This window comes from Mycobacterium sp. 852002-50816_SCH5313054-b (assembly GCF_001667185.1).
Classification (GTDB): Bacteria; Actinomycetota; Actinomycetes; order Mycobacteriales; family Mycobacteriaceae; genus Mycobacterium.
Genome location: NZ_LZIC01000060.1, coordinates 1 through 21,349 on the forward strand (window position 1 = coordinate 1; position 21,349 = coordinate 21,349).

16 protein-coding genes and 1 pseudogene are annotated in these 21,349 nt (G+C 68.0%); 6 read left to right on the top strand and 11 right to left on the bottom strand.

Going from position 1 to position 21,349, the window contains the following annotated elements; translation table 11 throughout:
- The 8 genes and pseudogenes from A5787_RS26665 to A5787_RS12870 all read right to left on the bottom strand — a co-directional run.
- Positions 1 to 75: pseudogene (locus A5787_RS26665) on the bottom strand (WXG100 family type VII secretion target); the annotation flags it as partial.
- Between the two features lie 223 nt (positions 76 to 298).
- A complete protein-coding gene (locus tag A5787_RS12840) occupies positions 299 to 598 on the bottom strand; it encodes a PE family protein (protein WP_066912446.1) in 300 nt (99 codons plus the stop codon).
- Between the two features lie 308 nt (positions 599 to 906).
- Positions 907 to 2,127, bottom strand: coding sequence for a PPE family protein (locus tag A5787_RS12845; protein WP_156763915.1), 1,221 nt, complete (start codon positions 2,125 to 2,127; stop codon positions 907 to 909).
- A gap of 175 nt (positions 2,128 to 2,302) precedes the next feature.
- Positions 2,303 to 3,544: a PPE family protein gene (locus A5787_RS12850; protein ID WP_066966997.1), complete on the bottom strand. Its 1,242-nt coding sequence runs from the start codon at positions 3,542 to 3,544 to the stop codon at positions 2,303 to 2,305.
- Between the two features lie 514 nt (positions 3,545 to 4,058).
- Complete coding sequence (locus A5787_RS12855) at positions 4,059 to 5,270, bottom strand: PPE family protein (RefSeq protein WP_066967000.1); 1,212 nt, start codon at positions 5,268 to 5,270, stop codon at positions 4,059 to 4,061.
- Between the two features lie 9 nt (positions 5,271 to 5,279).
- Positions 5,280 to 5,579, bottom strand: coding sequence for a PE family protein (locus A5787_RS12860; RefSeq protein ID WP_066967003.1), 300 nt, complete (start codon positions 5,577 to 5,579; stop codon positions 5,280 to 5,282).
- 210 nt (positions 5,580 to 5,789) lie between these two features.
- Positions 5,790 to 7,067: a PPE family protein gene (locus A5787_RS12865; RefSeq protein WP_066967005.1), complete on the bottom strand. Its 1,278-nt coding sequence runs from the start codon at positions 7,065 to 7,067 to the stop codon at positions 5,790 to 5,792.
- A gap of 419 nt (positions 7,068 to 7,486) precedes the next feature.
- Positions 7,487 to 7,681, bottom strand: a complete 195-nt coding sequence (locus A5787_RS12870) for a ferredoxin (RefSeq protein WP_066967031.1) — start codon at positions 7,679 to 7,681, stop codon at positions 7,487 to 7,489.
- Between the two features lie 235 nt (positions 7,682 to 7,916).
- On the opposite strand from A5787_RS12870, the gene A5787_RS12875 reads away from it, so the two are divergent.
- On the top strand, positions 7,917 to 9,092 hold the full coding sequence (locus tag A5787_RS12875; protein WP_066967008.1) for a cytochrome P450: 1,176 nt from the start codon (positions 7,917 to 7,919) through the stop codon (positions 9,090 to 9,092).
- Positions 9,093 to 9,130: 38 nt separating this feature from the next.
- On the opposite strand, the gene eccCa is transcribed toward A5787_RS12875, so the two are convergent.
- Positions 9,131 to 13,294: a type VII secretion protein EccCa gene (gene eccCa, locus A5787_RS12880; RefSeq protein ID WP_066967012.1), complete on the bottom strand. Its 4,164-nt coding sequence runs from the start codon at positions 13,292 to 13,294 to the stop codon at positions 9,131 to 9,133.
- Complete coding sequence (eccB, locus tag A5787_RS12885; RefSeq protein ID WP_066967014.1) at positions 13,291 to 14,814, bottom strand: type VII secretion protein EccB; 1,524 nt, start codon at positions 14,812 to 14,814, stop codon at positions 13,291 to 13,293. Before eccB ends, eccCa begins: the two co-directional genes overlap by 4 nt.
- Before the next feature lie 354 nt (positions 14,815 to 15,168).
- On the opposite strand from eccB, the gene malQ reads away from it, so the two are divergent.
- The 5 genes from malQ (at position 15,169) to A5787_RS12910 (ending at position 21,100) form a co-directional block, all read left to right on the top strand.
- The gene (gene malQ, locus A5787_RS12890) at positions 15,169 to 17,307 is read left to right on the top strand and encodes a 4-alpha-glucanotransferase (RefSeq protein WP_066967033.1); all 2,139 of its coding nucleotides are present in this window, start codon (positions 15,169 to 15,171) and stop codon (positions 17,305 to 17,307) included.
- Between the two features lie 29 nt (positions 17,308 to 17,336).
- Positions 17,337 to 18,230, top strand: coding sequence for an LLM class F420-dependent oxidoreductase (locus tag A5787_RS12895; RefSeq protein ID WP_066967018.1), 894 nt, complete (start codon positions 17,337 to 17,339; stop codon positions 18,228 to 18,230).
- Positions 18,227 to 18,697 (top strand): nuclear transport factor 2 family protein, encoded by a 471-nt coding sequence (locus A5787_RS12900; protein WP_066967021.1) that lies wholly within the window; start codon positions 18,227 to 18,229, stop codon positions 18,695 to 18,697. The genes A5787_RS12895 and A5787_RS12900 overlap by 4 nt, the downstream gene beginning before the upstream one ends.
- Before the next feature lie 317 nt (positions 18,698 to 19,014).
- Positions 19,015 to 20,766, top strand: a complete 1,752-nt coding sequence (locus A5787_RS12905; protein ID WP_156763916.1) for a molybdopterin-dependent oxidoreductase — start codon at positions 19,015 to 19,017, stop codon at positions 20,764 to 20,766.
- A gap of 88 nt (positions 20,767 to 20,854) precedes the next feature.
- Complete coding sequence (locus A5787_RS12910; RefSeq protein WP_066967027.1) at positions 20,855 to 21,100, top strand: hypothetical protein; 246 nt, start codon at positions 20,855 to 20,857, stop codon at positions 21,098 to 21,100.
- An 8-nt stretch (positions 21,101 to 21,108) separates the two neighbouring features.
- On the opposite strand, the gene A5787_RS12915 is transcribed toward A5787_RS12910, so the two are convergent.
- Positions 21,109 to 21,349, bottom strand: a 241-nt coding sequence (locus tag A5787_RS12915) for an SRPBCC family protein (protein ID WP_197507097.1), incomplete at its 5' end; no start/stop codon positions are given.

Sequence of the window (21,349 nt, forward strand, 5' to 3'; positions counted from 1 at the left end):
GGTCTGCGCGTGGACCTCAAAACGGCCCGCCATCGCCCGCATCTCGTGCGGGTCGGTCATAAAACGTGTTGCCATGTTGGCTTTCTCCTTAATTCTTGAGTGACTTGTTTTCAGTTGTGATGAGCGACGACCCGGCGGTTACGCGCTACCGCACCGCCGAGTCGCATGCAGAAAAGTTTGTCCCCCCGGAAAGCTGCTTCGGCCCAGCCGTCAGGCCCCGACGCCATTGACGCCGGATGATCGCCATGGAACCCGCGCCGTCGCGGGTTCCGTCAAAGGCGTTAACCGCTGGACCCGATCAGCCCGCCGACGCCGCGTTGGCGACTTCGGTCGCGGCGTAGGACGCCGAGCTGATTCCCAGGGTGCTCACGAACTGCTCGTGAATGGCGGCCGCCTGCGCGCTGACGGCCTGGTACATCTGTGCGTGCGCAGCGAACTGCGCCGCGGTCAGCGCCGACACCTCGTCGGCCGCCGCGGGCACCACCCCGGTCGTCGGGGCCGCCGCGGCGGCGTTCTGGGCGCTCAGCGCCGAGCCGATCCCCTGCAAGCTTCCGGCGGCCGCGGCCAGGGCCTCCGGCTGTGTGGTAACGAACGACATAGGTTTCCCTCCTCGAATTCCTCCGCACCGCTTTGTGCAAGAGAGTAGATGACAACATCCGCTTAAAGCTCGCTCCGAGGCCACCCGTTCTCAATTGTTCACTGGATGGCACGGCAAATTCACTTTTGGTAACGACACAGTAACAGCGCCCGGCCCCTACCGCTGGCGTTCACAGGACCGTCACAGCAAACAGTCAGAGCCGAGGCCCCGGTGATGCTGTGACAGGCCTGCTGGCCAGCACGTATGGAGCTTATCACCGAAGGGACGAAATCGCGCGGGAGCAAAGTCGTCACTGTGGCCCACCGGCGCTATCCGGCGGCGGGCGGGCGGGCCATCACGACCGGCTTGAATCCGTAACGCGGTCCCGCGTTGGACCCGCCGGTACCCGCGCCCGCGAGCGGCATGCCGCCCAGGAGGTTTCCGGCTCCCGCGTCGGGCGCCTCCCTGACGTTGCTGACGGGTATGGCGGTGGCGTGGCTCGGCGCCGCGACGGGCCCCGACCACGAGGCCGGCACCGACAGCTTGCCGAGCGAGGTGGCGCTGCCCAGATGCGCCGCCACGGGGGCGCCGCCCCCGAGTAGCCCGCCCAGCCCGGGCAATCCCTTGGGGATGGCGGCCGCCGCCGGCGCCGCCGCCCCGCCGATCGCGCCGAGCGTTTTCGCGGTCTGGGTCATGGAGTTGGCCATGCCGATGCTGAAGTAGGGCAGACCCTCGGTGTTGTAGAAAACCCCGGCGTACGGCGAGATCGCGGACATAAATGCCGAAAGGCTGGTGCCGGGGAAGGTGGGGCTGCCGAACAAAACCTGCCACACCGAGGACAGCGGGCCCGTGCCCGACGCGAAATACCACCATTCCTGCTGCAACGGCGTGTAGTACGGCGACGCCAGGCTGGTGAGTTGCGCGGTGATCTGGCTGATGGCGCTGTTGATCTGGTTCTGTATCGAGCCGACCGAGGTGGTCGCGGCGGCGGTTGTCGCGGCCGCCTGGGTACTCGAAGCGGTGGGGCTGGCGACCGCCGGCGCCGCGGTGAACGGCGTCACGGTGGAAGCCGACGCCGAGTTTCCGGCGTAGCTGTACATGGTCGCGGCGTCCTGCGCCCAGAATTCGCCGTATTGCGCCTCCAATTGCGCGATGATCCCGGTGTTTTGACCAAGCACGTTGGTCTGCACCGCCTGAGCCAGTGCGGCTCGGTTTGCCGCGATCAGCGGCGGCGGCACTATCGTTGCGAACGCGGCCTCATAGGCGGCCGCGGCCGCACTGGCCTGCGTGGCCGCCTGCTCGGCCTGGGCTGCCGTGGTGCTCACCCACTCCACGTATGGTTGCGCCGCCGCCGCCATCGACCCCGAGGCCGGCCCCAGCCACTCCTCGCTGGCCAGCTGGGTCACCACGTTCTCGTAACCCAGGGCGGCCGCGTTCAGCTCGGCGGCCAGCGAGTTCCACGCCGACGCCGCGGTCACCAACGGCGTGGAGCCCACGCCGGCGTACAGGCGCGCCGAGTTGATCTCGGGCGGTAATGCACCAAAATCGATTGCCATTTCCTGACTCCTTAACCAGTCGCGGCCGCGTTGGCCGTCTCCGTAGCCGGCTCGATCGCGTCGAAATCGCTTGCAGCGCTTTGCCATACCGCATTCGATGGCGCCGGCCGTATCGCGTGGGATTCGGTCGGCTGAGTACGCGCTTGGCGACTGTCATTGGTCATCTGCGTCATCCGGCCGATGGCGGACGGGCGAGGACACTGCGTCTGAAGCCGTATTCGCGGGGCGGCCAGGCGGAGCCGGTGCGTCGGCTGCCGGTGCCCATCGGCATCCCGCGCAGCAGTCCGTTGGGGCCGGCGCCCTGCGGGTCGGTGGCGTAGTCGACGGCAAGGGCCTGGGCGACCTGCTGCTCCACCGTGGCGGGCGAGCCGGACCACGCCTGCGGCACCGACAGCCCGCCGATCTTGGTGGCCGACGACAAATTCGCCGCCACACCGCCGTGGCCGGCCGCGCCACCGGCCACCGAGCCCAGGTGCAGGCCGGCGAATTGGGGTGTGGCGAACCAGGCGCCCTGCGACCCGGCCGTCGTGCCGCCGGGACCGAAAGTCAACTGCTGCGCGATCGAGCCGACGAAACTCATCATCCCGACGGAGAAGTACGGTAGCCCCACGGCGAACCGGGACAACGCAACGCGGTTCGTCACGTTGAGGTTGGCGAACTGCTGGACGATCCACCAGTTGTAGGGGTTCAGTGGCGACGCCAACGCTCCCGTCGAAAGTTGTTGCAGCGCTTGGTTGATCGGCGCGAAGATCGACGTGACAGAGATCGCGTCCGGGGTCAGGGACAGTCCAGGGCTCGCGGCGGCCGCTTCCGGCGCGCTGGTGCCGGCGGGCGTGGCGATGGCCTGGCTGACGGCGGCCGCCTGCGCCGCCAGTCCGCTTTGGTCGGTGGTCTGTGCCGGCTCGCTGAACGCGTTCAACTGCGTCGCAACCGCCGAGGAGCCGGCGTAGCCGTACATCGCCGTGGCGTCTTGGGCCCACATCTCCGCGTACTGGGCCTCGGTGGCGGCGATCGCGGGAAAATTCTGGCCGAAGAAATTGGTCGCGACCAGAGTCATCAACAACACCCGGTTGGCCGCGACAACCGGAGGAGGGACCGTCATGGCAAACGCGGTTTCGAACGCCGCCGCGGCCGCCCGGGCTTGGTTGGCGGTTTCCTCGGCCAGCGCGGCCGCAGCACTGAGCCAGGAGATGTATGGGGTGGCCGCGGCCACCATGGCTTGCGACGCCGGGCCCAGCCACGGTGAGCTGGTCAGCTCGGTGACAGCCGACGTGTAGCCGGTGGCGGTCAGGCTCAATTCGGTGGCCAGCCCATCCCAGGCCGACGCCGCGGCCATCATCGACCCGGAACCCGGGCCGGCGTACATCCGGCCCGAGTTGATCTCTGGCGGTAGCGCCCCGAAGTCGAGCACTTACGTACCGCCGGACTCAAAAGGCATGTTTTCTCCGCAAGTTCGGATATAACGACACGATTGTTCACGAAGTTGTTCTGCTGTGAGGCTAAACGCCGCGACCCCACCGCCGCCTCCACGCCCGATGGCGGGCACCTTGGGCCGGTAACGATCCGGCGGGCGACCCGAGAGCGAGGCAGGTCTCGATCGTCGATGGATGCGGCTTTGCGGCCAGAGCCTCTAGCTGCAGAAATGCGCCCATAGCCCGGCGGCGGCGGTTCGGCGGCGCGCGGCGGGCGGGGCCGTTGTGAGAAGGTTCGGCGGCGCAAAAGCCGACGGGATGGTTAAAAATCCGGCCGCAGATAAAGCCGTCGTTGCGCGCGGCCGCGGGCCCTGGGGTAAGAGCAATGGGCCATTGCGAGCGGGCCAGGCCGGGTTTGCCGACGCAGGTGAGGCCACCGCCGCTTCGCCAAAACGCCACCGCGGGCGCAGGCTGTGGGCCTGCGCCCGCGGCGCTATGTTGCAGTGCTGGCGGTTACCCGCCGAGCGGCGGCCGGGCCATGACGGTCGGACGGAACCCGTAGCGGGGTCCGGCACCGCTGCCCGCGCCGGCGCCCGCGCCGGCCAGCGGCATGCCGCCGAGCAGGTTGCCGGGGCCACCGGCGGCCTCCGGGGCCGCGCTGACGGTGCTGACCGGAATGGCCGTGGCATGCGGCAGCGCCGGGGCGGTCGCCCCCGTCCACGAGACCGGGACCGACAGCTTGCCGATCGACGTCGCGCTGCCCAGGTGCGCCGCCGCGCCAGTGCCGCCGCCCAACAGCCCGCCCAGGCCGGGCAAGCCCTTGGGCACAGCGGCGGCCGCCGCTGCCGCCGGCGGCCCGGTGAGCGCGCCCACCGATTTCGCGACCTGGACGAAGTTGTTGCCCATACCGATGCTGAAGTAGGGCAGACCCTCGGTGTTGTAGAAGAAGCTCGCGTAGTTGGAGTAGCCGCCCAGGAACGTCCCCATGTTCGACGGGAGCACGGTCTGGCCGCTGACCAGGAACCAGAGCTCCTGCAGCAAGGGGTTGCTCGCCGAGAACTGGTTCACAAACGAGGTGGTCGAGCCGGGCGTGGAGAGGGCGCCCAACGAGCCCTGAATCTGGCTGAGGTAGCTCTGCAGGGTCTGCTGGATCGAGGCGGCCGGCGCCGCGGACTGAGTGACGGCGGCGGCGGCCGGATTGGCAACCGCCGGCGCGTTTTGATACGGCGTCACCTTGGCCGCAGCCGCGGACTGACCGGCGTAGCTGTACATCGCCGCGGAGTTCTGCGCCCAGAACTCCTGGTACTGGGCCTCCAGCTGCGAAATGATCCCGTTGTTTTGACCCAGCACGTTGGTCGCCATGGCCTGCGACAGCTCCGTGCGGTTGAGCGCGATCAGCGGCGGGGGCACCACCGAGGCGAGCACGGTCTCGTAGGCCGCCGCGGCGTTCTGGGCCTGGGCAGCGGCTTCCTCGGCCTGACCGGCGGTGGTCGTCATCCACTGCACGTACGGCTGCGCCGCCGAAGCCATCGACGCCGAGGCGGGCCCCATCCACTCCTCGCTGGACAGCTGGGTGATGATCTGGTCGTATCCCAAAGCGGCCGAAGTCAATTCGGCGGCAATCCCGTTCCACGCCGCGGCCGCCGCCATCATCGACCCGGAACCCGGGCCCGCGTAGATCATCGCGGAGGTGACCTCCGGCGGCAGCATTCCCAAGTCACTCATCTTTGCCTCCTAGCCGGCCGCGGCCGCACTGGCCGCCTCGGTCGCCGCGTACGACCCCGAGCTGATGCCCAGGGTGCTGACGAACTGCTCGTGAATCGCCGCAGCCTGCGCGCTGACGGCCTGGTACATCTGGGCGTGGGCGGCGAACTGGGCCGCGGTCAGCGCCGACACCTCGTCGGCCGCAGCGGGCACCACCCCGGTCGTCGGGGCCGCCGCCGCGGCGTTCTGGGCGCTCAACGCTGAGCCGATGCCTTGCAGGCTGCCCGCGGCCGCCGCCAGCGCTTCCGGCTGTGTGGTCACAAAGGACATTTGGTTTCCTCCTCAACTTTCAGGCTCGATGACCTTCAAGGAAAGATTGCTGCTGAAGTTCGCTTCAGACATGGCTTGCTAGTGAGACTAATTGGATCCCTCCGGGTCGCGCCTCCTTAGCGCCAACTGTTCACTGGTGGACAACTGCTGTTCATTTGGGGCAACCCTGGGCCGGTTTGCCGGCGGAAAGGTCATCGTCGTCGCTCCTGGTCAGCCGGCCGACGGCGGGCGTGTCAGCACGCTGTAGCGGAACCCGTATTTGTTGGTATAGCCATAGCCCGCGGTGCGCCGGCCCGCGCCCGTCATCGGAATGCCGCGCAGGATGCCGTTCCCCGGTACGCCGCCGCCAGCGCTGGCCTGTGCGGGAGTCTCCTCCGACGCGGCGAGCGTGACGGCCGCCTCCGATGTCGGCGTCGTCCAATTCGCCGGGACCGACAGCATCCCGACCTTGCCGGCCGCGCCGGTGCCCGCCGACACCGCGCCGGCCGGGTGGGCGCCGATGCCGCCGCCCACCGCGCCCAGGTGCAGGCCGCCGAACTGGGGCGTCGGGAACCAGGCACCACCCGCACCGGCCGTGGATCCACCGGGGCCGAATGTCAACTGCTGTCCGATCGAGGCACCGAACTGCCCCAGGCCCACCCCGAAGTAGGCCTGCAAGAATTGCCTGCCCTCGTTGTACAGCGGACTTATGCCGCTCGCGGGAAACGCCAAGCCGTTTGCCCTGATCCCAAACCAGTCGTTCGCCGAGGTGGGTAGCCCGTACTTGATGAGATCCTGTATCTGGTTCTGGAACATCGAGAACGGCCAGTTCGTGAACTGATAACCGGACAGTTGCTGCAGTGCCAGTTGCTGCAATGTCTGAGGGATCGAGGCGGCCTGGACCGCCTGCGCCGCCGAGTTGCCGGCCGGCTGGGCCGTGGCCTGGGCGACGGCGGCGCCTTGCTGGGCCGGCGCGTCCGGTGTGCTGGTATTCGGCGGCGACTGGTAGGGGGTCAACACCGTGGCGGCCGCCGATGAGGCGGCATAGCCGTACATGGCGGCCGCGTCCTGGGCCCACATCTCCATGTATTGCGCCTCGGTGGCCATGATCGCCGGCGTGTTCTGCCCGAAGAAATTGGTCGCGACGAGCGTCGCCAGCAGCACCCGATTGGCGGCGATCACCGGCGGGGGCACGGTCATCGTGAACGCGGCCTCGAAGGCACCCGCCGCCGCGCGCGCCTGGCCGGCGCTGTCCTCGGCCAGGCCGGCCGCCGTGCTGAGCCAGCTCACGTACGGCACGACCGCCGACACCATCGCCGTCGATGACGGCCCCACCCACGGCGCGCTCGTCAGCTCCGTGATCACCGAGTCGTAGCCACTCGCCGCCGTGCTCAGCTCTGCCGCCAGCGCATCCCAGGCCGTCGCGGCAACCATGAGCGACCCGGCTCCCGGACCCGCGTACATCCGACCGGAATTGATTTCGGGCGGTAACGCTCCGAAGTCGAACACCCCGTGTCCTCCTCAGTCGGCCGTGATCGCGTTAGCGATCGCGGCGGTCAGGTAAAAATCGTGGTGAGCGCGGTCACGACCTTGTTGACCAGCAAACTCAGTTCGCGGGGTCGGGACGCACGGCGACGCATCCGGCCCGTCTGTCCGGATAGGTGCTGTGCCACCAGGATTACCTAACGCCCGGTCAGGTATGACATCCACAATGTGCCCCGATCAGCCCGCGGTCAGCAACCGAGCGACAGCTCTTAGTGCCCGAACTGCCGCTCGCCACAGACATTAGCTGCTGATAAAGGGCGCGCCGACCGCCGATGCCAATTGTTCATTCCGGGCCGATGATTATTCACTCCCGGCCAACCGCAGTTCACCTACGGCCGCCAATCGTTCACCCGTAGTTTGCTTTTGGTTCGGCCGTTTGCCCGCTAGTCGCCCTCGAGGATCAGCGCCATTTCCGGGCAGGATGCCACGCCGTCGCGGGTCAACTGTTCGTCCTCGGGCCTCACCTCGTGCTCTTCGAGGGTCGAATAGCCCGACGCGTCGATGGGAAACAGTTCGGGATCGACGGCGTAGCACTGGGCGTGGCCAACGCATTTGGACTTTTCGAGACGAACCTTCACGAGGTTTCCTTCCTGGACGGCTTGCGGGACTACCCAGAACGGATGTGACAAATCGTAGGTAGATTAGCCGGTCGATAAGGTTGAGGAGATGGTCGCCGATCGCGGCCGCGCGAATTGGTGCCCGTGTCACCGACATGCGATATTGGTGTGCCACCGGGGTCCGGGCAGGCCCGCTGCATCGGGCACTGGGACGGCAAGACACGAAAATCACACGGACAAGCGGAGATCAGGGCGAATGAGCACTCTTGGCGAAAGCCAGGCCGGCACCTTTCACCTCCCCCGGCTCGAGTACTCCAACTTACCGATGGCCGCCGACCGCGGCGTCGGATGGAAGACGTTGCGCGACGCCGGGCCGGTGGTGTTCATGAACGGCCACTACTACCTGACCCGCCGCGAGGACGTGCTCGCGGCGCTGCGCAATCCCAAGGTCTTCTCGTCTCGACTGGCGCTGCAGCCCCCCGGGCTGCAGCTCCCGGTGGTGCCGCTGGCGTTCGACCCGCCGGAGCACACCCGCTACCGCAAGATCCTGCAGCCGTATTTCAGCCCGCAGGGTTTGAGTAAGTCCCGGCCGGTGCTGCAGCGCCACGCCGCCGAGATGATCGCCGAGCTTGCCGCACGCGGCGAGTGCGAGGTGATGGCGGATTTCGCGAGGCTGTATCCGTTTCAGGTGTTCCTCGACCTGTACGGTCTGCCGCTGCAGGACCGTGACCGCCTGATCGACTGGAAGGACGCCGTCATCGGCGATAAGCCCTACCTTTCCCCGGAGGACATGAGCAAAGGGCAGGCGCTATTCGCGTACCTCACCGACCTGATCCAGCAACGCCGGCAGAATCCCGGCGACGACATGTTGTCCCAAGTGATGACCGGCGACGGCGATTTCAGCGATCTCGAGTTGCTGGGGATGAGCCACCTGCTGATCCTGGCGGGCCTCGACACGGTGACCGCGGCGATCGGGTTCTCCCTCTTCGAATTGGCGCGCCGACCGGAACTGCGCGACGCGCTGCGCGGAAATCCCAGGCAGATCAGGGTATTCATCGAAGAGATCGTGCGGCTGGAGCCTTCGGCACCGGTGGCGCCCCGGGTCACGACGGAGATCGTCACCGTGGGCGGCATGACGCTGCCCGCGGGCACGCCGGTCCGCTTGTGCATGGCCGCGGTGAACCGCGACGGCAGCGACGCGATGTCCACCGACGAGCTGTTCCTGGACGGTAAGGTGCACCGGCACTGGGGATTTGGCGGCGGACCGCACCGCTGCCTGGGTTCGCACCTGGCACGGATCGAGCTGACCATCATCGTCGCGGAATGGCTCAAGCAGATTCCCGATTTCGAACTGCCGGCCGACTACGCCCCCGACATCAAATTCCCGTCAAAGACGTTCGCACTCAAGGAATTACCGCTGCGCTGGGACTAGCCCGACGGGTCAACCCCAGCGCAGCGGCAAAGCCGTCTTTAGTGCCGGAACTCGGTGGCCGCCACCTGCACGAAGGTGCCGGTATCCTCGGCCATCAGCAGGCCTCGGCCGCGGGGCAGCGGACCGCCCTTCATCTTGCCGCGGATGAAGCCCTCGTCGGGGTCGGCGTCCATCACCAGCAGCGGCGCGTTCGCCTGGTGCAGCGCCCGCAGCATCGGGTCGCTGCCCGCCGAGGACCACCCACCGAACGTCCGGGTCACGATCACGTGCAAGCCGACGTCGGCGGCCCTGGTCACCCAGGCGGCGGCCTTGTGCAGCGGCGAGTCGAAGCCCGCCGGCATCTGCTGGATGTCGTCGACGATCAAGAAGATCTCCGGGCCGCTCCACCAGGAGTGCGCCAACAGCTCCTGTGCCGACAGGCCGGGCGGTGGTTCGCGGCTGGCCAACAGAGCCGACATCTCGTTCATCATCTCCTGCACGCCGTCGAGGTTGTAGGCGAACTTCTCGACGTACTCGGAGCCCAGCACGGTCAGCAGCTGGCGGCGCGGGTCGACCAGCCACACCTGCGCCGACGGCCGCCCGGCCGGCGGTGTCGGTGCGCTGCTCGATCCCGGCGCATACAGCCGGCCGATCTCGGACATGATGGTGGCTAGCGTCGTGGTGCGCCCGCACTCGCGCCGGCCCGTCACCATCAGGTGCGCGTTCTCGGCGAAGTTGAGGTACACCGGCGCCAGGTCCAATTCCGAGATCGCCCAGACGATGCCGCCGGCGCCCACCCCTTGGCGGGTGTCGCGGGCGGCGAGCTCGCGCACCTGCTCCACGCCGAACCGCGCGGGCAGCCGACGGATCGGCGGGGCCTGGCCGCTGGCGAGCCGGCTGACGGCCTCGATGATGCTGTCGGACGCGAACGCGTTGTTGGGCGTGCTGGCCAGCGCGGGCCGGGCCACCAACGTGTGCAGGCCGGCCTGCGGGTCGGAGTCCAGGCGGACGTAGTTGACCGCCACCATGCCGCGCCCCGGCTTGACCGGAACCTCCTTGGCGAACCGGGAACGCACCAGCTTGGCATCTTCCACCGCGGCCAGGCGCAACTCGATCCGGGAACCGAAACCACTGCGCACGGGCGGCCGCAGCTCCGATTCGCGGTCGGCGGTGACGACCACGTGCACCCCGAACGAGGGACCCTGGTTGATGATCAGGTTCACCTGCTCGATCAGGACCTCGTTCTCCTCGGCCAACGCCCGGTAGTTGTCGATCACCAGGTAGACGTCGCCGAACCCGTCGTTGGGCACCGGGCCCGCCTCGCCGGCGAACTTGCGCCGCCGGAACACGTCCATCGAGGCGATGCCGTATTCGAGGAAGGTGCGCTTGCGCTCGCGCACCAACGCCAGCAGTTCGGCCACCGTACGGCGCACGCCGTAGGGGTCCGTGGGACCGGCCACCTCACCGACGTGCGGCAGGCGCGCGATGGTGGTCAGCGCGGTGCCGCTGTAGGCCAGGCAGTAGAACTGCACCTGCTCGGGGGTGTGCGTCAGCGCGGCGGAGCAGATCAGCGTCTGCAGCGCCGTCGTCTTGCCCGAACCACCGGCGCCCAGGATCAGGACGTTGGCCCCGGGCCCCGAGGTGTCGACCGTCCACGGCGGCTGGTCGTGCTTGAACGGGCGGTCGATGATCCCGATCGGGAACACCAGGTTCTGGGCGGTGCCGTAGTCCTGCTGCCAGGGGTGGCCGATGAACCGGTTGACCAGCTCGTCGATCGCGACGGGCTGGCTCAGCGGCGGCTGCCACAGCCGGTACGGCTCGAAGTCGATCTTGCGCAGCTGGTCGATGATCACCGTGCCGACCTTCGGCACCCTGATCCCTTCCTCGTCCTCCTCGCTCTCGGCATCGGCCGCCTCGAGCGCCTCACCGTTCGAGTGGACCGGCTCGAGTTCGGGTCCCCCGACGCTGACCTCGAGCGGGGTAAAGGAGTTGGTGAACAGTTGCGGGCGAACGTAATCGATGCTGTGCACCAGCGCCGGGGCTACCTCGCCGTCGATGGTGATCCCCCGGGAGATGTAGTCCCGCCACAGGAACTCGGCCTGGAACCGGACGATGTCCTCGAGGCTGCGACGGAAATACCCCAGACCGGCCTGGGCCGGCAGGTTCACCGCATTCGGCACGCCGGCCGCCTGGGCCGCGCCCGCGGTACGGGCCTTCAGCACCAACCGGTAACCCATGTTCTCCATGAGCTTCTCGGCCCGGCTTTCAATGGTCTGCGACGCCATCATCAGGTGGATCCAGTAGGCGCGTCCCTGACGTCCGATCGAGTCCAGCACGTCCACCGCGGTCGGCATGATGCGGAACCACTCGTAGAACTCGTCGATGACGACCACCAGCATCGGCAGCGCCGGCATGTCCTGGCCGCGCGCCCGCATCCGAAGGCGCACGGAGTTGTACTCCTTGGCGTCATCGACGCCGGCGCTGTCGCAGATCGCCTTGCGGCGGGCGATTTCGCCCCACAGGGCATCCAGGAAGCGCTCCATGAGCGCCTGGTCTTCCTCCAGGTCGGTGATGATGCGCGACACGTGCGGCACGCCCGCGAACGGCTTGACCGCCGAACCGCCCTTGAGGTCGGCCAGCACGAACTGCAGCTCCTCGGGCGGGTGTCCGAGCATCAGCGATTCGATCACGGTCCGCACCAGCGTCGACTTACCCGAACCGGTCGTTCCGGACATGACCCCGTGCGGGCCGTCGCCGCCTTCGTCCAGCGACTTCATGTCCAAGAACAGCAGCTCGCCGTTGTCGGAGCGATTGCCGAACGGCGCCCGGAGCCGCGACCGGCCCATCGCGTCGGAGCGGCTCCCCCACAGCGCGTCGAAGTCGATGTCGGCGGGATCGTCAATCCCGTAGTACGCCATGATGTCTCGGGCACCGATGTGGGCAACCCGCTGACCGATCTCTTCGTACGCCTCGGCCAGTCGCCAGCGCGCCAGCTTCTGCGCGAACTCCTCCGACTCCGCGATGCTGACGTGGTCGGTCAGGGCGAAGAACCACGCGTTTTCGTCGATGACCATCCAGGTGTCGCGGTCGCGGGGCAGCGCCTCGATCACGCCGCGCTCGTCGAACTTCAAGGTCCGTTCGGGGACGGCCGACCACATCGATCCGCCGGTCAGGTCGAAGAACGTCACGCCGTCGATACCCTCGGCGCTGATCACGAACTCCCACTGCGGGTCCGAGACATCGGCGATGATCACCGTGTGCGGGGTAGGGGTCTGCGCCGACGAACTGGCATGCCGGGGCGTGAAAGACCCACGGCCGGCAAACAATTCGGCCTGCTCCGCGGCGAACTCGCGCACCGAGCTGTAGACCATGCGCGCGTTGCCCGCCGCGTCCTGACGGCGCGGGTCGCCGAAGTGCGGCAGCCACTTCACCCAGTCCCATTTCTCCAGCTCGGAGCTGACCACGACCATCTGCACGTGGTCCGGCCCGTGCGAGAACGCCAGCTGGCAGACGATCGCCCGCATCAGTCCCAGCACCTGCTCGCGGTCGCCGATGAGCGAGTACCACGGCTCGACCAGCAGGGAGATCATCTTGGGCAGGTTGTAGACGACGCTTTGGTAGCGCCCGAATTCCTGCAACGCCTTACCCGTCACGGGCTCGAGCTCGATGTCGGTCGGCATGTTCTGGGGCTCGCCCCAGGTCACCTCTGGGCGCGTCATGCCCACGCCGACGCGCACCACACCGAAGTTGAGGTCCTTGCCGTCGGGCTTGCGCTCCCACATCCGCGACGATCCGACAGCCGCGGCCAACGTGTCGGGCGCCGGGTGGAACCACCGGTAGTTGGCGTCCATGCTGTCGGCCGACTCGTGGGCCGTCTCGCGCAGCATGTCGAGCATCAGCATGAACTGGGCGCGCATCGCGTCCAGCTTCGGCCGGCTCATCTGCTGCTGGCCGCCGAACCGACCGCCGAACATCATCATCGCCATGCCGCCGATCATGAAGATCGGGAAGATCGCGCCGACACCGCCGAACACGTGCGAGCCGCTGGCGAAGGTCATGGCGATCATGCCGCCCAGCAGGCCGATCACCACCACGCCGACCACGACGATCCACCAGGGCTTGCCCTCCGGTGGCGGGATGCTCAGCGGGGTCGGTAGGACGATGTTCTCCGGCTTGATGACCGGGGGCTTCTCCGGCGTTGGCCTGGCAAATCCGCGCTTCACTTAGGTACCACCAAATCTCCAGGGGACATGTCCATCGGTAGCGTGTCGTGCTCCACCAAGGCGTCTGCTCTCGACAGGGTCGGTCCCTGCGGCAGCAGTCGCAGCGCCACCCACGGCGCCAGGCTGGGCGCGGTCTTCAAGCCCAGCGCCTCGCGGGCCTCGCGGGTGTCGTCGACGCCGAACCGGGCGCCGGCGTCCGTCAGCCACCACAGCGATTCCGTCGTCTTGGCGCCGGGGTCGTTGCCGGTGACGGCCACGAAGTTCGCGTGATCGGAGGCGAAGTAGACCTGGTCGGCCTCGCGGCCGGTCGTGTCGGCCTTCACCAAGGACACGACCTTGCTCATCTCCTTGGTGGGGATGGGCAGGGTCGAGCCGGACACGACCTGGATGCGGGCCCGGTTCTCCCCGGAGGTCTTCTGCCACCACCAGCAGGTCGCCGGGTTCTCCCGCATGTCCATCACGTTCAACGGGTTGTCGGGGTACGACGACAGGTCCAGCTTGTTGACCACCGGCATCTTCGCCAGCGCCGAGGGTTCCACCGTGACCGGCTTCGTGTTACCACCCGGGCCGCCGGCGTTCTGCAGGATCTGGGCCACCAACGGGGGCAGCGTCTGCACGCCCTCGGTCAACACCAGCGAATACTGTTGCGGCCCACTGATTTGCGGTGTGACGATCACCGTGCCCACCGGGCCGGGCGCATTCGCGAACGTCGCCGGGGAACCCGCGTTCGGGATTTCGGGCACCGTCAGTTCGGGCCCCACCGGCAGCGCGTCGTAGAGGGCGCGGCTCATCGGCTTCGCCAGGCTGACCTGCTCGGGAGTCAAACCCAGCGGCAACAGGACCGACCGGTTCATCGCGTCGATCTTCGACCGGCGGCCCTGCCGGACCACCCACGCCTCGTCGCCGTAGCGCAGCACCACGGCGTCCGACCCGTTCAGCACCTGGCGGTGGCCGCTGAGGTCCGGGGTGCCGTCGATCACCGTCACCGTCACCCCCGACGGCGTGCCCGTCCCGGTCGAACCGGCCACCGTGTCGCACACCAGCCACGACGACGCGGTCGGGGTCTTGGGCGCGAAGTTCGAGGGTGCGCCCGGGATGCCCACCAGGGGACCGCGGGGCAGGTTTGCGATCTGGCTCGACCGCACCAGGTGCGGGTTGTCCGGCCGCCCGGTGATCAGCCGCGCCGACGCGAGGTTCAGCGCCGGATAGAGCCTGTCGCCCACGCGGACGTACAGCGCGCCGGAGTCACGGTCGGCGATGATCGGCGACTCGTTGATCTGACCGGACGGGCTGAGGAAGGACCACAGCAGCGCGCCCAGGCAAATGACCAGCGAGGCGGAGACCGAGGCCACGACGGCCAGCGTCTGGCGCCGGCCCGGCTCGATCTCCATGCGGACCCGCCAGCGGGTCAGTGCCATCGCGGTTCGGCGGGCCAGGAATTGATAGCCCGTCACCTGGGTACGGGTCGACAACCCGAGGCCGTACCCGGTGCCCCGCTGCCCGCGACTCTCTTCCGCCACGTTATTTCACCATCCGGTCTGCTAGAACGCCTGGATATTGTCCGTCGAAAATGTCCGCTGCGCGAATTACATCGACAACCGTAAGGGACCCGCACCTGCCTCGCCACGCGTTGGCGTGCGCTTCACCTTCTATTTACATCGCGCTGGGCCGGCGAACCCCGCCTCTGTCCGAGCGCCTGGCCCATCGGCGGCGCCGCCAACATCGCTCTTCCCCACTCATCCCCCGGCTGGATTTTTCGCGTCTTCACTGCGCATGTTAGCCGCGGATGCCCGACTAGTCCTGCTGAACGGGAAGCTTGCGGCGACGGCCCCCGCCCGAGCCGGGTCCCGGCATCCTCAAGCAAGATGGGCGGCATGCCTGAGCTCGCGCCCTCGCTGGTCGAACTCGCCCGCCGGTTCGGCATCGCGACCGAATACGAGGACTGGACCGGACGGCCGGTGCCGGTCCCCGCGCAGACGCTGGTGGCGGTGCTCGCCGCGCTGGGTGTCGAGGCCGGCACCGAACAGGAGCGCAACGCCGCCCTGACGGCGCACCGCCGCGCGTATTGGCAGCGGCGAATGCCGGCGACCATCGTCGGGCGCGCCGGCGAACAAATCCGGTTCTGGGCGCACGTCACCCACGGGGACCCCGCCGAGGTGTGGCTGCAGCTGGAGGACGGCACCGTGCGCGGCGGGGTGCAGCAGGTCGACAACTTCACGCCGCCATTCGAGCTGGACGGCCGCTGGATCGGCGAGGCCAGCTTCGCCCTGCCCGCCCACCTGCCGCTGGGCTACCACCGCGTGCACCTGCGGTCGGGCGACTGCGAGACGAGCACCGCGCTGATCGTGACACCCGACTGGCTCGGCCTGCCCGAGCAGCTCGGCGCCCGGCGCGCGTGGGGGCTGGCCGCCCAGCTCTACAGCGTGCGATCCCGCCAGTCGTGGGGCGTCGGTGACCTCACCGACCTGACCGACCTCGCGGTGTGGTCGGCGTCCCGCCACGGCGCCGACTACGTGCTGATCAACCCGCTGCACGCGGCCGGGTTCGGTCCGGGCGGGCGGATGGAACCGTCGCCGTACCTGCCCACCTCGCGTCGCTTCGTCAACCCGATCTATCTGCGCGTCGAGGCGATCCCGGAATACGCCGACCTCACCAAGCGCGGCCGGGTGCGTCGGCTGCGCTCCGATGTCCAGCGACGGGCCGGCCGGCTCGACGCCATCGACCGCGACGGCGCCTGGGCGGCCAAACGCGCTGCGCTCAAGTTGCTGCACGAGGTGCCGCGGTCGGCCGGCCGCGAGCTGGCCTACGCCGCGTTCCGCGACCGGGAGGGAACCCCACTCGAGGACTTCGCCGTCTATTGCGCGCTGGCCGAGGAATACGGCGGTGATTGGCACCGCTGGCCGGATTCGCTGCGGCATCCCGACGCAGCCGGGGTCGCCGGTTTTGCCGAAAGGCATTCGGACGCAGTCGATTTCCACCGATGGCTGCAATGGCAACTCGACGAACAGCTCGCGTCGGCACAGTCGCAGGCGATCCGGGCCGGGATGGCGTTGGGCGTCATGCACGATCTGGCCGTCGGCGTGCACCCCGACGGCGCCGACGCCTGGGCCCTGCAGGACGCGATGGCGCTGGGCGTGACGGCGGGCGCGCCGCCGGACGAGTTCAACCAACTCGGCCAGGACTGGTCGCAGCCGCCCTGGCGACCGGACCGGCTGGACGAGCGGGAGTACCTGCCGTTTCGCGCGCTCATCCGGGCGCAGCTGCGGCATGCCGGCGGTGTCCGCATCGACCACATCATCGGGTTGTTCCGGCTGTGGTGGATCCCGCAGGGCGCACCGCCCACTCAGGGCACTTACGTGCGCTACGACCACGAGGCGATGATCGGCATCGTCGCCCTCGAGGCACACCGGGCCGGCGCGCTGGTCGTCGGCGAGGATCTCGGCACCGTCGAACCCTGGGTGCGCGACTACCTCTTGTTGCGCGGCGTGTTGGGCACCTCGATCCTCTGGTTCGAATTGGATCGGGACGGAAACGGCGGCCCGCTGCCGGCCGAGCGCTGGCGTGAGTACTGCCTGTCCTCGGTGACCACCCACGATCTGCCGCCGACGGCCGGTTACCTGGCGGGCGAACACGTGCGGCTGCGGGAGTCGTTGGGGCTGCTCACCCGGCCCGTGGAGGCCGAGCTGGAATCAGACCGGGCCGAGCAGGCGGCGTGGATGGCCGAGCTGCGCCGGGTCGGCCTGCTCGGTGCCGGCGAGGACGATCCGGAACTCGTCATCCTCGCGCTCTACCGGTACCTGGGCCGAACGCCGTCGCGCCTGCTGGGAGTTGCGCTGACCGATGCCGTCGGCGACCGCCGCACCCAGAACCAGCCGGGCACCACCGACGAATACCCCAACTGGCGGGTCCCGCTGACCGGGCCCGACGGCCGGCCGGTCACGCTCGAAGAGGTCTTCACCGATCCCCGGGCGGCCACCCTGGCCGAGGCCGTCCGCGAGGCGATCGCGCCTTAGGCGTCAGTGGCCTGTTAGCTTCGGGTCCCATGAAGGCTTCCCTCAAGGTGGGGGTGGTGGCCCCGGTCGCCGACGGTGTCACCGCGGATCCCGGCTGGATGGTGAGCTTCGCGGGCCACCTGGAGCGCTGCGGGTTCGAATCGATCGTGGTCGTCGAGCACACCGTCCTGGTCACCCGTTATGACAGCGTCTACCCCTACGACAGCTCCGGACGCGTGGGCCTGGCCGCCGACTGCCCGATCCCCGACCCGCTCGACCTGCTGGCCTTCCTGGCCGGCCACACCAGCCGCCTACGGCTGGCCACCGGGGTGCTGGTGCTGCCCAACCACCACCCGGTGGTGCTCGCCAAACGCGCGGCGACCGTCGACGCGCTCTCGGGCGGGCGCCTACGGCTGTGCGTGGGGGTGGGCTGGCTCAAGGAGGAGCTGGCCGCCTGCGGCGCGGAGTTCGAGAGCCGGGGCAGGCGGGTCGACGAGCAGTTGGCCGTGCTGCGGGCCCTGTGGGCCGACCGGCCGCAAGGGGCCTCGCACCACGGCGAATTCTTCGACTTCGAAGACGTCATGTGCTACCCGAAACCCGTTGCGGCCGAACGTCTTCCGATCCATATCGGGGGGCACAGCCGGGCGGCGGCGCGGCGCGCGGGACGCTTGGGAGATGGCTTCCAGCCCCTGGGCGTGGCGGGCCCGCAACTCGCATCGCTGATCGCGCTGATGCGTGACGAGGCGTCCGCGGCGGGCCGCGATCCGGCGGCCCTGGAAGTGTCGCTGGGCCACGCGGTCAACAAGATCGACGCCGAACGCGCGGGTGGCCTCGTCGATCAGGGCGCCGACCGGATCGTGTTGTCGATGCCGCCGACCGCCGACATCGAAGAAGCCAAGGACATGCTGTCGGCGTGCGCGCAACGGCTGTCCCTCACCTCATGACCCTTTCAGTCGACGACCGGGTGGCACTCAGCGGCGTGGTGCACCGCTACGCCGCGAACATCGACGACCGCCAATTCGACTCCGCCGTAGCGCTTTTCACCGAGGAGGCCGAGCTGGTACTCCCCGAGCCGCCGGCCACGCTGGAGCCCGTTCACTCCCACCGGGGCCGGGAGGCCATCGCCGCCGCGGTGGCCGCCGTCGCCGCCGTCACCCGCACCGAGCACGCCATCATCGGCGAGGTCTATGACGACGGCCCGCGCCCCGGCGCGGCGAGCGGGCGCATCGCATGCGTCGCGCACCACTGGAGCAGGCGCGGCGAGGACGTGGTCGACGTGGTGTGGCACCTGCGGTACGACGACGGCTACCAACTGACCGACGCGGGCTGGCGGATCAGCCGCCGGGCGCTGACCATCAACGCCATTGAGACCCGTCCGGCCCGAAAATTGCTGCCGCGAGACCCGGCGTAGCCGACATCCAGAAGGTTATGCCCAAATTCACAGTGACTGACAAGGAACCGAATTTGCGGCGAAAAATAACCATTTAATTGTCAGTTGCGGCTACCGCCATCAATTCCGATGCGGATTTTGCCGGCCGGCAACTGTTGCCGACGACCGGACAGCCCGGAGCGGCCGCCCTGGGAGCTTTTGTTCGCGATCGAGTCCAATTTATCCAAGCCCACTCAGGTATTTTCGGCCGAGTGACGAACACCGAACATCGGGACTCCGGCGCTGACTCCGCCGGGACCGCCGGGGGGCGGGTAGCAGTGGACGGCGCTGTGTCGACACTGGCTGTAGGCACGCCGCTGGCGGAAGATCCGGACTACCGCAACGAGATACACACCGCCGAGGACACCATCGATGTGGAGGCGTACGGCGGCGGCTTCGACCTGACCAGGCGGGCGACGGCTCCCAAACTGCGCGTCGGGCGGGACAAGTGGTTCAACCTGCTCTGGCTGATTCCGATCGGCTTTGCCCTGCTGGTCGTGGGAGTGGCGATCGGCAAAGGCCTGCACAACATGCCGGCCGTGCAGTCGTTCGTCCAGCGCTACCCCGGGACCGACACCCATACCGGTGTCAGCCCGGGCCTGCCCGCGTGGATCGGGTGGACCCACTTCTTCAACCTGTTCATGATGATGTTCATCATCCGCACGGGGATCCAGATCCTTTGTGACCATCCGCGGCTCTACTTCAGCCGCAACGCCACACCGGGCAAAGACGAATGGCTGCGGGTCGGGCCGCCGGTGCCGGACGACGAACTGTGGACCGCCAACGCCGACACCGTAGCGCTGCCACCGCAACTCGGGTTGCCGGGATTCCGGCACTCCATCGGGCTGGCCCGGTGGTGGCACCTCGGCATCGACGTGCTCTGGCTCGTCAATGGGTTGGTCTTCTACGTGCTGTTGTTCGTCACCGGCCAGTGGCGCCACATCGTGCCCACCAGCTGGGACGTCTTCCCCAACGCCGCGTCCGTTGCGGTGCAGTACCTGTCGCTGGACTGGCCGAAGGACGACGGCTGGGTCGCCTACAACGGCCTCCAGCTGCTGGCCTACTTCACCACCATCTTCATCGCCGCGCCGGCGGCGTTGATCACCGGCCTGGGCATGTCGCCGGCGCTGTCGCAGCGGGTCCACTGGCTCAGCAAGCGACTGAGCATTCAGCACGCGCGCTCCCTGCATTTCGTTGTGCTGGTGTACTTTTTGTTCTTCATCCTGGTACATGTGACGATGGTCTTGACCACCGGCGCCCTGCAAAACCTCAACCACATGTTCGCCTCGCGCGACGACGACAGCTGGGTGGGTTTCTGGATCTTTGCCGCGGCGATGGCGGTGACGGCCGTCGCGTGGGTGTGGGCCACTCCCTTCACGATTCGGCACCCCCGGGTGATCCAGCGGGTCGGCTATGCGCTCGTGGGCCCGTTCCAGCGCATGCTCGAACAGCTCGATCCCAAGCCCGGTGCTTTCACCGAAAAGGACATCTCACCGCACCACTGGCGCAACGGCCGCCTGCCGGAGACCGTCGAGTACAAAGAGTTGGAGGCCAACGACTTTCGCGATTGGCGGCTGAGGGTCTACGGCCTCGTCGAGCACCCGATGGAATTCTCGCTCGACGATCTGAAGGCGCTGCCCTACCACGAGCAGATCAGCCAGCACTTCTGCATCCAGGCCTGGTCGGGCGTGGCCAAGTGGGGCGGCGTGCAGATGAAGGCGATCATGGACATCGTCAAACCGCTGCCCGAGGCGAAATGGGCGGTGTTCTATTCGATGGGCCTCGGCGCCACCGGTGGCATCTACTACAACGCCCACCACATCGGCCAGATGGACCATCACATGACGATGCTGGCCTACAACATGAACGACCAGCCGCTCCCCTACATGCACGGCAAGCCGCTGCGGCTGCGCAACGAGTTGCAGCACGGCTTCAAGCTGGTGAAGTGGATCAAGGGGATCGAGTTCGTCGCCGACTACCGCGACATCGGCAGCGGTTACGGCGGCTACAGCGAAGACCACAAGTACTTCGGACGCCACCAGACGCTGTAGGTGCGCAGCCCGGAAGTCGTTTCCTCGGAGGGTGTTTCGGGTAGCCGCAATGAAGCGGTGAACGATAACGACAGCTGAGGGGACGGCCATGAACCACATCATGCGCGCGCGCCGGGATGCGGAGCACTCGCCCGGGCTCGTTATTATGGGGATCGCCGCACTGGCGTTCGTGGTCTGCGTGATCAATTTCGCCCTCGGTGAAGCGGGCGCTGGCGTTGTCGCCGCGAGCGTCGGTTTGTTGGCTTTCGGGGCCGGCCTGGCCTGGCTTGTCATGGACGGCAGGCGGTTTCGCGACGCCGAACGCGACCGCGCGATGCGGCGGCACGCACCGTAATTTGTCGATTATTGCAGGGCGGCCAGGTTGCCGACCGATTTGCGGATGTCGGAGCGCAACACCCTGGCGACCAGGCCCCCCACCGGCCCGCTGAGTACCCCGCCCCGCAGGTCCGCGGTGAGGTGAAACTTCGATCCGGGGTGGTCGTCGGAGATGGTCACCCCGACCGCAATCCGAATCCCGCCTCGGCCGCGGCCTTGCAGCTCAATCGATTCCGGTGCGTCGTAACACGTGACTTCCCAGTGGACG